The 11751-nt window shown below is 73.5% G+C and carries 11 protein-coding genes; 7 read left to right on the plus strand and 4 right to left on the minus strand.

The genetic code is table 11. The features are described from left to right. Positions 1 to 48: 48 nt before the first annotated feature. Entirely contained in the window at positions 49 to 858 is an 810-nt protein-coding gene (locus tag AAC944_RS07315) for an enoyl-CoA hydratase/isomerase family protein (protein WP_196942848.1), read from the plus strand. A 6-nt stretch (positions 859 to 864) separates the two neighbouring features. Here AAC944_RS07315 and AAC944_RS07320 read toward each other — a convergent pair whose 3' ends face one another. Beyond that, on the minus strand, positions 865 to 2454 hold the full coding sequence (locus tag AAC944_RS07320) for a long-chain-fatty-acid--CoA ligase (RefSeq protein WP_030610601.1): 1590 nt from the start codon (positions 2452 to 2454) through the stop codon (positions 865 to 867). Positions 2455 to 2802: 348 nt separating this feature from the next. Here AAC944_RS07320 and AAC944_RS07330 point away from each other — a divergent pair, with 348 nt between their 5' ends. After that, the gene (locus AAC944_RS07330; RefSeq protein ID WP_030610598.1) at positions 2803 to 3537 is read left to right on the plus strand and encodes a Mut7-C RNAse domain-containing protein; all 735 of its coding nucleotides are present in this window, start codon (positions 2803 to 2805) and stop codon (positions 3535 to 3537) included. Between the two features lie 75 nt (positions 3538 to 3612). On the opposite strand, the gene xylB is transcribed toward AAC944_RS07330, so the two are convergent. Then, a complete protein-coding gene (gene xylB / locus AAC944_RS07335) occupies positions 3613 to 5091 on the minus strand; it encodes a xylulokinase (protein WP_030610594.1) in 1479 nt (492 codons plus the stop codon). 117 nt (positions 5092 to 5208) lie between these two features. On the opposite strand from xylB, the gene xylA reads away from it, so the two are divergent. After that, positions 5209 to 6372, plus strand: a complete 1164-nt coding sequence (xylA, locus tag AAC944_RS07340; RefSeq protein WP_030610591.1) for a xylose isomerase — start codon at positions 5209 to 5211, stop codon at positions 6370 to 6372. Between the two features lie 39 nt (positions 6373 to 6411). Here the strand turns inward: xylA and AAC944_RS07345 are convergent, their stop codons facing one another. After that, the gene (locus AAC944_RS07345; RefSeq protein WP_030610588.1) at positions 6412 to 7653 is read right to left on the minus strand and encodes an ROK family protein; all 1242 of its coding nucleotides are present in this window, start codon (positions 7651 to 7653) and stop codon (positions 6412 to 6414) included. Between the two features lie 81 nt (positions 7654 to 7734). Here AAC944_RS07345 and AAC944_RS07350 point away from each other — a divergent pair, with 81 nt between their 5' ends. The 4 genes from AAC944_RS07350 (at position 7735) to AAC944_RS07365 (ending at position 11383) form a co-directional block, all read left to right on the plus strand. Next, positions 7735 to 8238 carry a metallophosphoesterase family protein gene (locus AAC944_RS07350; RefSeq protein ID WP_030610585.1) on the plus strand — a complete coding sequence of 168 codons (504 nt, stop codon included), beginning with the start codon at positions 7735 to 7737 and terminating at the stop codon, positions 8236 to 8238. Positions 8239 to 8328: 90 nt separating this feature from the next. Then, positions 8329 to 9135, plus strand: a complete 807-nt coding sequence (locus AAC944_RS07355; protein ID WP_368396981.1) for a 2OG-Fe dioxygenase family protein — start codon at positions 8329 to 8331, stop codon at positions 9133 to 9135. A 74-nt stretch (positions 9136 to 9209) separates the two neighbouring features. After that, positions 9210 to 9404 carry a DUF2795 domain-containing protein gene (locus AAC944_RS07360; protein WP_030610579.1) on the plus strand — a complete coding sequence of 65 codons (195 nt, stop codon included), beginning with the start codon at positions 9210 to 9212 and terminating at the stop codon, positions 9402 to 9404. A 215-nt stretch (positions 9405 to 9619) separates the two neighbouring features. After that, positions 9620 to 11383 (plus strand): pectate lyase-like domain-containing protein, encoded by a 1764-nt coding sequence (locus AAC944_RS07365; RefSeq protein WP_030610576.1) that lies wholly within the window; start codon positions 9620 to 9622, stop codon positions 11381 to 11383. A 40-nt stretch (positions 11384 to 11423) separates the two neighbouring features. Here AAC944_RS07365 and AAC944_RS07370 read toward each other — a convergent pair whose 3' ends face one another. After that, positions 11424 to 11651 carry a DUF6480 family protein gene (locus AAC944_RS07370; RefSeq protein WP_030610573.1) on the minus strand — a complete coding sequence of 76 codons (228 nt, stop codon included), beginning with the start codon at positions 11649 to 11651 and terminating at the stop codon, positions 11424 to 11426. Positions 11652 to 11751 lie beyond the last annotated feature (100 nt).

Here is an 11751-nt window from a genome sequence, read left to right on the forward strand (position 1 = left end):
ATCAGCGCGCTCTAGCGTGGTGACGCGCCGAGGAGCCGGAGGAGCCGAGTGAGCGACGTGAGCGGGACGCCCGAGACCCAGGTGCACACCACCACTCCCGCACCGGGCGTGCTGCAGATCACCCTGGACGGTCCGGCCCGCCGCAACGCGCTGGGCAACGGCGCGGTCCGCGGCCTGGAGGACGCGGTACGGGCGGCGGACGACGACGGGATCCGGGCCGTCGTCCTCACCGGCACCGGCGGCCACTTCTGCGCGGGCGCCGACCTCAAGGCGCCCCGGATGGCGGGCCGTGGCGTCGCGGGCCCGGCCAAGCGACTGGGGCTGCTGCAGGGCACGGTCGACCGGCTGCACCGGCTGCCCAAACCGGTGCTCGCGGCGGTGGAGGGCGCGGCGGTCGGCATCGGCTGGTCCTACGCGCTGGCCTGCGACATGACCGTGGCCGGCGAAAGCGCCTTCTTCGCCTCGCCGTTCGTGGAGCGCGGCCTCGTGCCGGACGGCGGCTGCGCGTGGTTCCTGGCCCAGGCGGTCGGCACCCGGCGCGCCGCGGAGCTGACGATGCTGGGCGAGCGGCTGCCGGCCGCCAGGGCGGAGGCGATGGGGCTGGTCAACCGGGTGGTGCCGGACGGCGCCGCGCTGAAGGAATCGCTGGAGCTGGCGGTGCGGCTGGCCGCCGGGGCGCCCGACGCCCTGATGCTCACCAAGCGGATGCTGACCGCGGCCGGCAACTCGCCCTCGCTGCGCGACTACCTCGACCAGGAGTGGCTCGCCGCGGCCCTCGACCTCACCGGCCCGGACCCGGTGGAGGGCGTCGCGGCGTTCCGCGAGCGCCGCGCGCCCGACTTCGGCGGCCACCGCTGACGGCCGCTACGCAGCCCCGTCCGCGAACCGTGCGCGCAGCTCGCGCTTGAGGACCTTGTGGCTGGGGCCCAGCGGGTAGGCGTCGACGAACTCGACGCGGCGCGGGTACTTGTACTTGGCCAGCCGCTCCCTGGACCAGTCGATGATCTCCGCGGCGGTGGGCGCCGGGTCCGCGTGCCGGTCGCGGATGACGACGGCGCAGACCTCCTCGCCGTGGGTCGGGTGCGGCAGGCCGATCACCGCGGCCTCGGCGATGCCCGGGTGGCGCAGCAGCGCCTCCTCGACCTCGCGCGGGTAGACGTTGAACCCGCCGCGGATGATCAGGTCCTTCTTGCGGTCGACGATGCGCAGGAACCCGTCCTCGTCCTTGGTGCCGAGGTCACCGGTGCGGAACCACCCTCCCCCGCCGGCTACGCCCTCACTGGCGGGGGTACCCCCACCCACCAGGGCCGCCGCGGTCTCCTCGGGCCGTCCGAGGTAACCGGCGAAGACGTTGTGGCCGCGGACGACGACCTCGCCCAGCTCCCCGGCGGGCAACAGCTCGACGCGGTCGGCCGGTTCGGGCGCGGCGATCTCGACGTCCACGCCCCAGACGGCGTGGCCGACGGTGCCCGCGCGGGTGCCGAAGGCCGGCTGGTTGACGGCCGCGGTCGGCGAGGTCTCGGAGAGCCCGTACCCCTCGTACACCTCGGCGTCGAAGACCTCGGTGAACTTCTCCAGCACCGGTACGGGCAGCGAGGCGCCGCCCGAGACGCAGCGTTCCAGCCGGGGCAGTGCGGCCGCCTCGCCCGCGGCCTCCAGGAGGCGTACGTACATGGTCGGCACGCCCTGGAAGGTGTTGACGTTCTCGCGCACCATCAGGTCCAGCGCCGCCGCGGCGTCGAAGCGCGGCTGGAGGACGAGCGTGGCGCCGCGCCGCCAGGTGGAGTTCATGCTCGCCGTCTGTCCGAAGGCGTGGTACAGCGGCAGCGCGCCGAGGGTGATGTCGTCCGGCTGGACCTCGTGCGAGTCGAAGGCGTTGGTGGTCGCGTTCATGACGAGGCTGAGGTGGGTGAGGACGGCGCCCTTGGGGACGCCCGTCGTACCGCTGGTGTAGAAGACCACGGCCGGGTCCTCGGCCTCGCGGGTGACGTACGTCGGCAGCGGCTCGACGGTCTCGGCGAGATCCTCCAGGCGGCCGTCCGCGCCGGGCACCCGGACCTCGGGCCCGATGGTGACCATCCGCGCGTCCGTGGCCGCCGCGGCCTCGCCGCCGGTCGCCGCCTGGTCGGCGTGGCAGAGCAGCAGTTTCGCGCCGCTGTCGCGGAGCACGTGCGCCACCTCGCCCGCGGAGAGCAGCAGGTGCACGGGGACCACGACGGCGCCCGCGGCGAGGATCGCGTAGTAGGCGCGCGGGAATTCGGCGGTGTTGGGCGCCATCAGGGCGACCTTGTCGCCGGGCCGTACGCCCAGCTTGCCGAGCGCCGCCGCCTGGGTCCTGGCCTGCCGCCACAGCTCCCCGAACGTGAGCCGCCGCTCGCCCTCGACGAGCGCGAGGTGGCCGGGGCGGCGGCGGGCGGCCTCGGCGAGGACGGTGGCCAGGGACAGGGTGGTCATGTGCGGATGCTCCTGTTCGCCGTGTACGACGCTGTGTACGACGCGTTCGCTACCCATAAACTAGCGGTGCAAGTTTTTCGCACCCTACTCCGCCGTAACGCCACTGAAAAGGGGTGCTCCGCGACCGTCCGGACACGCACCGTGCAAGGTCCGCCTCCGCCGTCCCCTCCAGGCCCTCTCCACCCGGCACCTCACGGCCGTCCTCGGCGTGACCGGCCCCTCCCCCTCCAACCACTTCCGGACCATGGACAGGCGCTGCTGGAGGGGCCGGCCGCGCAGTACGCGCGCGTCGTCGGCACGGCGGAAAATCCCCGGTCCGACGCCGCTCCGTAATGGCATGCTGTGGGGGTGAACGGTCCGGAGATCACCATCAGTTTCGCCCCAGAGCTGCAGGTTCTTGCCGCTGCCGGCCGACGCGGCGGCCCCACCGCCTTCCGTACCGACGGGTCGTCCACGCTCGGCCACATCGTCGAATCGCTCGGCGTACCGCTCACGGAGGTCGGCGCGGTGCTCGTCGACGGCCGCGAGCAGCCGGTCTCGCACGTACCGCGGGAGAAGGAGAGCGTCGAGGTACTGACGGTCCGCCGCCCGCAGCGGGTGCCCGGCGCGCCGCTGCGCTTCCTGCTCGACGTCCATCTCGGCACGCTCGCGCGGCGGTTGCGGCTGCTGGGCGTGGACGCGGCGTACGAGAGCGAGGACATCGGCGACCCGGAGCTGGCCTCCCGCTCCGCCGCGCAGCGCCGCGTCCTGCTCTCCCGCGACCGCGGACTGCTGCGGCGCCGGGAGATCTGGGCCGGAGCGCTGGTCTACAGCGACCGGCCCGCCGAGCAACTCCGCGACGTCCTCGGCCGGTTCGCGCCCCGGCTGGCCCCGTGGACGCGCTGCACGGCGTGCAACGGCGAGCTGAAGGACGCGGACAAGGAGTCGGTGCGCGAGCGGCTGGAGCACGGCACCCGGCGCACGTACGACGTGTTCGCGCAGTGCACCGCCTGCGGCCGGGTGTACTGGCGCGGGGCACACCACTCCCAGCTCCAGAGCATCGTGGACGAGGCGGTGCGGGAATTCGGGGACGCGGTGGCCTGACCGGCCGCTCTCCGGGTCCGCGCCCCCACCGCCCGGCTCAGGGCCTGTGCCGTCACCCGGCCGGGCGCCCGCCGCTCAGCTCAGCAGCGTCGGCGTCGCCCGGTCCAGTACGTCGGCGATGCGGTCCCACGCCGCCTGATCGCGCGGCAGCGGCGGCAGTGGTTCGCCCTCGCCCGTGCCCCAGCCGGCGGCGACCGCCACGGGATCGTCCCCGGTCGCGGCGCCGGCGGCCAGCGCGGCGGCGCCGAGCGCGACCAGTTCGGTGTGGTGCGGCACGATCAGCGGGCGGCCGGAGAGCCGCCGTACGGTGTCCCGCCAGACCCGGCCCTGCGCGCCGCCGCCGGTCAGCCGCAGCGGACGGCTCCGCACCTCGGGTGCCGCGGGGTCCAGACCACAGGCGCGCAGCAGTTCGTCCAGCGCGCGCAGCACGGTGAAGGCGGCGCCTTCGTACGCCGCGCCGAGCAGCTGCCGCGGGGTGGTGTCGTGCCGGATGCCGGTGAGCAGCCCGGAGGCGTGCGGGAGGTCGGGGGTGCGTTCGCCATCCAGGAACGGCAGGAGGACGGCGGCGCCGCCCGGCTCGGCGTCCTCGCGGTCCAGTCCGAGCAGGGCCGCGACCTTGTCGACGGCGAGTGTGCAGTTCAGGGTGCAGCCGAGCGGGAGGTATGTGCCGTCCGCTGCCGCGAACCCGGCGATACCGGGCGCTGCTGGCCGGGTACGGCTGGCGGCGAAGACGGTGCCGGAGGTGCCGAGGCTGACCACGGGGTGGTCGAGCAGGCCGGCGCCGCCCAGGCCGAGGCCGACGGCGGCGGCCATGTTGTCGCCGGTGCCCGCCGCGACGGCGATCCCGGCGGGCAGGCCGAGTGCCTCGGCGGCGGCCGGGGTGAGCGCCCCGACGCGGGTGGCGCCGGTCGGCGCGACCTCGGGCAGCAGCGTCGCGTCCATGCCGACGAGATCGAGGAGTTCCGGGTCGTAGGCGCCGGTCGTGGTGGCGTACCAGAGCGTGCCCGAGGCGTCGCCGGGGTCGGTCGCGGCCGTACCGGCGAGGCGTTCGGTGAGGAAGTCGTGCGGCAGCCGGACGGCGGCCGCGGCGTCGGCGGTGGCCGGTTCGTGTTCCCGCAGCCACTGCCACTTGGTGGCGGTCATGGAGGCGACCGGCTCCGATCCCGTACGGGCGAGCCAGGCGGCGGGGCCGCCGAGGGCCTCGGTGAGGGCCGCGGCCTGCGGCGCCGAGCGGGTGTCGTTCCACAGCAGCGCGGGGCGCAGCGGCCGCCCGGCCGTGTCCAGGACGACGAGCCCGTGCTGCTGGCCCGCGACGGCGATGCCGGCGACGGCGGACGGCTCGGCTCCGGACTCCTTCAGCCCGGCGGCGACGGCCGCGCCGAGCGCGCTCCACCACGCCTCCGGGTCGCTCTCCCGGGCTCCTTCGGTGCCGGTGACGGCGTGCGGGGCGCGTCCCTGCCCCCGGATGCGGCCGGTCTCGACGTCGACGACGACGGCCTTGGCCGACTGGGTCGAGCTGTCCACCCCGATGACCACGCGCTGCTGTCCGCGCACGTTTCCTCCTTGACGGATTTGCCGGTCGGTCCGCCGTGGGGGCTTCCCCCGCGACTGCGCCGCATACTAATTTGTTTTCTGCCTTTACTAATAGGTGCGACGCAAGAGAGGTGCCCCATGAGCTACACCCCCACCCCCGAGGACCGGTTCACCTTCGGCCTGTGGACCGTCGGCTGGACCGGCACCGACCCCTTCGGCGTGGCCACCCGAGCCCCGCTGGACCCGGTCGAGTCGGTCGAGCGGCTGGCCGAGCTGGGCGCGTACGGCGTGACCTTCCACGACGACGACCTGATCCCCTTCGGGACCGCGGACGCCGAGCGCGACGCGATCGTCAAGCGGTTCCGCGCCGCGCTGGACGCCACCGGCATGAAGGTCCCGATGGCGACCACCAACCTGTTCACGCAGCCGGTCTTCAAGGACGGCGGCTTCACCGCCAACGACCGCGACGTACGCCGCTACGCGCTCCGCAAGACCATGCGCAACATCGACCTCGCGGCCGAGCTGGGCGCCGAGACGTACGTGGCGTGGGGCGGCCGGGAAGGCGCCGAGTCCGGCGGCGCCAAGGACGTCCGCAACGCCCTGGACCGCATGAAGGAAGCCTTCGACCTGCTCGCCGAGTACGTCACCGAGCAGGGCTACGGGCTGCGGTTCGCCATCGAGCCCAAGCCCAACGAGCCGCGCGGCGACATCCTGCTGCCCACCGTCGGCCACGCGCTGGCCTTCATCGAGCGGCTGGAGAAGCCCGAGCTGTTCGGCGTGAACCCGGAGGTCGGCCACGAGCAGATGGCCGGGCTGAACTTCCCGCACGGCATCGCCCAGGTCCTGTGGGCGGGCAAGCTCTTCCACCTCGACCTCAACGGCCAGAACGGCATCAAGTACGACCAGGACCTGCGCTTCGGCGCCGGCGACCTGCGGCAGGCCTTCTGGCTGGTGGACCTGCTGGAGACCGCCGGATACGCGGGCCCCCGCCACTTCGACTTCAAGCCCGTGCGCACCGACGGCTACGACGGCGTGTGGGAGTCGGCGAAGAACTGCATGCGCAACTACCTGATCCTGCGCGAGCGGGCCGCCGCCTTCCGCGCCGACCCCGAGGTCCAGCAGGCCCTGCGCGACTCCCGCCTGGACGAACTCGCGCAGCCCACCGCCGCCGACGGCCTCGCCGCACTGCGCGCGGACCGCACCGCGTACGAGGAGTTCGACGTGGCGGCGGCCGCCGGCCGCTCCATGGCCTTCGAACGCCTCGACCAGCTCGCGATGGAGCACCTGCTCGCGGTCCGCTGACGGGGCTTTTCAGCCCGGCTGGGGTGAGGGCACAGGCTCTCAGCCCGGCCGGTCCTCCGTGTACGCCAGCGGGTCCGCCAGGACCTCGCGTACGACCTGGGCGGCGGCGCCCCGCGCGGCGTCGCCCGAGGAGGACGAGGCACGCAGCCGCCCGCCGTCCGCGCCCCACAGGCCCGACACCACCCGCCGGGCCAGCTCGGCGTGGGCGGCGGGCGCCAGCCACGGCATCAGCAGCCGGTAACTGCCGCCGAGCACCACGGCGTCCGGGTCGAAGAGGTTCACAGCCCCGGAGAGCACCAGCCCCAGCCGCCGCCCGGCCTCCTCGATCGCCGCCACCGCACGCGGCTCCCCCTGCCGGGCCCGCCGCTCCAGCTCCGTCACGCCCTGCGCCCCGGCCGCGCCCGGCTCCAGCCCGGCGTTGCGCAGCAGGGCCGCCTGGCCCGCGTACTGCTCCAGGCAGCCGCGCGCCCCGCAGCGGCACTCGGGCCCGTCCGGGTCCACCACCACGTGCCCGATCTCGCCCGCGAAGCCGTGCGCCCCGCGCAGCAGTTCGCCGTCCAGCACCAGTGCGCCGCCGACGCCGGTCTCGCCCGTGAGGTACAGGAAGCTGCGTACCCGGTCCAGGCCGCCGAACCACAGCTCGGCGAGGGCCGCGCTGTTCGCCTCGTTGTCCGAGCCGACCGGCAGCGCACGGCCGCCGGGCCGCAGCCGGGAAAGGGCTCGCGCGAACATCTCCTCGGCCACCACGCCGCTCCAGCCGAGGTTGGGCGCCTGGCGCACCCTGCCGCCGGAGACCAGGCCCGGCACCGCGAGCCGCACCCCCGCCGGGCGCAGGTCGTGCTCCGCCGCCGACTCCAGGGTCCGCGCGGCGATGCGGGCCGCCCGGTCGACGGTCTCCTCGGGCGCCGCACCGCGGTTGTCGAGGTGGGTGGTCAGCCGGACCCGGTCGGTGCCCGCGAGGTCCACGACGCACACCGAGACGTAGTCGATGTTGATCTCGACGCCGAGGCCCGCCGGGCCCGTGCCCGCGACCTTCAGCACCGTGCCGGGGCGGCCCGCCTGGCCGCTGAACGTCTTGCCCGACTCGACCAGGAAACCGCCCGCCAGCAACTGTTCGACCAGCGAGGACACCGCCGCGCGCGTCAGCCCCACCCGCGCCGCCACCGCCGCGCGGGTGACCTCGCCCTCGTCGTGCACCACCCGCAGCACCAGACTGAGGTTGTGCCGCCGTACGGTGGACCTGTCCGCCTTGGCCGCCGGCGGCACCTGAGTGTTCTTCATCGCCCGGTGAGCCTATGCGACCGTGCTGCGGAGCGGACCACGTGTACCGTGACGAGCCCGTACGCCCAGGGAGGCCACCCGGTGCGTCTGCTGCTGACCGCCGACACCCATCTGCCCAAGCGCGCCAAGGTCCTGCCGGACCCGCTCCTCGCCGAGATCGGACGCGCCGACGCCGTGCTGCACGCCGGCGACTGGGTGGACACCGCGACGCTGGACCTGCTGGCGGCGCGGGCCCGCCGCGTCATCGGCGTGTACGGCAACAACGACGGGCCCGAGCTGCGGGCCCGGCTGCCCGAGGTGGCACGCGCCGAGCTGGGCGGGCTGCGCTTCGGCGTGGTGCACGAGACGGGGGCCGCACAGGGCCGCGAGCGCCGGTGCGCCGAGCGCTTCCCCGACCTGGACGTGCTGGTCTTCGGGCACAGCCACATCCCCTGGGACACCGTCGCACCGGGCGGCCTGCGGCTGCTCAACCCGGGCTCACCGACGGACCGGCGCCGCCAGCCGTACTGCACGTACATGACGGCGACGGCGGCGGACGGCCGGCTGGGCGACGTGGAGCTGCACGAGCTGCCCCGGCGCCACTGATCCCCCGCCGGTCCCACCCGTGCCGACGTACGGCCCTCGACGTGCAGCCGCCGACGTGCAGCCGCCGGAAGGGCCGCACATCATGGCGGCATGGACCGCATGGACCACATCACCGAAAGCGTCGGAACGGCGGACGGCACCGGAACGGCAGGCGATGCGGACGGCACCGCCGGCCCCGCGGGCGCCGGTCCCGGCATCGAGGCCGCCCGTACCGCACTGGCCGCCACCGGCGCCCACCTCATGTCCCCGGCCGCCGTACGGGCCGCGCTGCCGGGCGGGTCCGACGGCTGGGCGCGGTTCGCCGCGCACTGGGAAGACCTGTCACCGGACCCCTACGCGGCGTCCCGCGGCACCCGCAGGCTGCGCCGGTACGGCCATTTCACCGTCGACACGGAAACCGGCGAACGGACGCTGCAGCCCCATACGCCTTTCCTGCAGCCGGATCGCACCAACCACCTCTACGAAACGCAGGACCGCCATTTCGACCCGCTGACCGACGCTTTCCTCGCCGACCCGGTACTGCATTCGCTGCTGGAATTGCTGGGAAAGGCGGCGGACGCGCTGGCGGAACCGGAGCGGTGGCAGGTCAAAGTACATCCGTTCCGGGTGAGCGCCACCGCCGACGGCGCGGGACAGCCCACTCCCGAGGGCCGCCACCGGGACGGCGTGACACTGGTGACCTCGCTGCTCATCGGCCGGGAGAACGCCACCGGCGGGCAGAGCACGGTGTACGCGGCCGACGGCCGCGAAGTGCTGTCCACGACGCTGCGGGAACCGGGGGCGCTGCTGCTCTCCGACGACCGCAGTACCTTGCACGGGGTCTCCCCCATTCGGCCGGTGGACACCGGCCGGCCCGCCCGCCGCGACGTTCTCGTCGTCACATACACAGCGGCCTGAATTTCTTGCTCCATCGGGGCGAATAATGGCGTCCGTGCGCCGTGGGAAGCAGGCCGCCGGGGAACCCCCAGCGCATGGAGAACAACGTGAACCCCATCGAAATGCAGAAGTGCCTCGGCGGCGTCAACTACCCGGCCTCCAAGGACGAGATCGTCCGGCAGGCCGAGCAGCACGGCGCGAGCAAGGACATCATGGGCGCGCTGAAGAAGCTCCCGGAGTCGGAGTACGACTCGCCCGCCGCGGTGAACAGGGAGGTCGGCAAGGAGTAGTACCGCACCGTTCGCGCAGACGGAGCCGGCCGCCCCACAGCGGCCGGCTCCGTTGCGTCATCAACCCACGAAGACGCAGCTGCCAATCTCCCCGCCATGAGGGCGAGTTGGTCCGTACCTCTTGACGGTCTGTCCCCACGCACTGAACATTCGTCGGGCAAGAGAGCGCTCCCAGGAATCCCCCTCATTCATTTCCTGAACCCAGGAGAGTCGCCATGCCCGCACGCCGCTCCGTCCTGGCCGCCATGGCCGCCGCACTGCCCGCCGCCGGCCTCCCCGCCCTGGCCACCACCGCGTCAGCGGCACCGGCCGCGCCCGCCGCGCCCGCCGCACTGCCCGGCGGTGGCGACCTCGGCCCCCACGTCCTCGTCTTCGACCCCGGCACCCCGAACATCCAGGGCAAGCTGGACGAGATCTTCCGGCAGCAGGAGAAAGCCCAGTTCGGCACCGGGCGGTACGCGCTGCTGTTCAAGCCGGGTACGTACCACGGCCTCAACGCGCAGCTCGGCTTCTACACCTCCATCGCCGGTCTCGGCCTCTCCCCCGACGACACGTCCATCAACGGCGACGTCACCGTGGACGCGGGCTGGTTCGGCGGCAACGCCACGCAGAACTTCTGGCGCTCGGCGGAGAACCTCGCCCTCACCCCGGTCAGCGGGACGAACCGGTGGGCGGTCGCGCAGGCGGCGCCCTTCCGCCGGATGCACATCCGCGGCGGACTGAACCTGGCACCCGACGGCTACGGCTGGGCCAGCGGCGGCTACATCGCCGACAGCCGTATCGACGGCACCGTGGGCCCGTACTCGCAGCAGCAGTGGTACACCCGCGACAGCTCGGTGGGCGGCTGGACCAACGCCGTGTGGAACATGGTCTTCTCCGGCGTCGAGGGCGCACCGGCGCAGAGCTTCCCCGAACCGCCGTACACCACCCTGAACACCACGCCGGTCTCCCGCGAGAAGCCCTTCCTGTACCTGGACGGCGACGCGTACCGGGTCTTCCTCCCCGAGAAGCGCACCGACGCGCGCGGCACCACCTGGGGCAGCGGCACCCCGCGCGGCACCTCCCTGCCGCTGAGCCAGTTCTATGTCGCCAAGCCCGGCGTCACCGCCGCCACCCTGAACGCGGCCCTCGACCAGGGCCTCCACCTGCTGCTCACGCCCGGCATCTACCACCTGGACCGGGCCGTCGAGGTCAAACGCGCGAACACGGTGGTCCTCGGCCTGGGGTACGCGACCCTCATCCCGGACAACGGCGTGACGGCCCTGAAGGTCGCCGACGTGGACGGCGTACGGCTGGCCGGTTTCCTCATCGACGCCGGTACCGTCAACTCCGCCACGCTGCTGGAGGTCGGCCCCGAGGGCGCGTCGGCGAACCACGCCGCCAACCCGACCACCGTCCAGGACGTGTTCATCCGGATCGGCGGCGCGGGCGCCGGCAAGGCCACCCTCAGCATGGTGATCAACAGCAATCACACGATCATCGACCACACCTGGGTCTGGCGCGCCGACCACGGCGACGGCGTGGGCTGGGAGACCAACCGCGCCGACTACGGCGTCCGCGTCAACGGCGCCGACGTCCTCGCGACCGGCCTGTTCGTCGAACATTTCAACAAGTACGACGTGGAGTGGCGCGGCGAGCGCGGCCGCACCATCTTCTTCCAGAACGAGAAGGCGTACGACGCGCCGAACCAGGCCGCCATCCAGAACGGCGGCACCAAGGGCTTCGCCGCGTACAAGGTCGCCGACTCGGTCACCACGCACGAGGGCTGGGGCATGGGCAGCTACTGCTACTACAACGTGGACCCGACGATCCGTCAGGACCACGGCTTCGCGGCGCCCCGCAGGTCCGGGGTGAGGTTCCACGACCTGCTCGTGGTCTCGCTCAGCGGCCACGGCCAGTTCGAGCACGTCATCAACGACACCGGAGCCGCCACGTCGGGCACCGACACGGTGCCGTCCAAGGTGGTCTCCTACCCGTGAGGCCGCCGGAGGGCCCACGGCCGCCGGAACCGCCGAGGGCTCACAGCATGACGGCGTAGGCCACGAAGAAGACCACGCAGAGCACGACCACGATGCCGATCGCGATCAGCGGCCCCTTGGCCCATCCCTTGGCGGGGTTGTACGTCTCCTCGGGGCCCGCCCAGGGCGTACTGCCCTCCGCGGGCGGTGTCTCGCCCGGCGGCACACCGCCGCCGGGCTCCAGTCCCGGGGTACGCCGCGGGTCCGGGTCCGGATTCTGCTCGGTCATACGCCTCTCCCGTCCACGGCGCGGGGCACGCAACATCTACCACGGCGGCACCGCACCGGCGGGGCACCGGCACCCCGTCAGCGCGCCGCACCACCGCGCG

The sequence above is a fragment of the Streptomyces sclerotialus genome (genome assembly GCF_040907265.1).
GTDB lineage: Bacteria > Actinomycetota > Actinomycetes > Streptomycetales > Streptomycetaceae > Streptomyces > Streptomyces sclerotialus.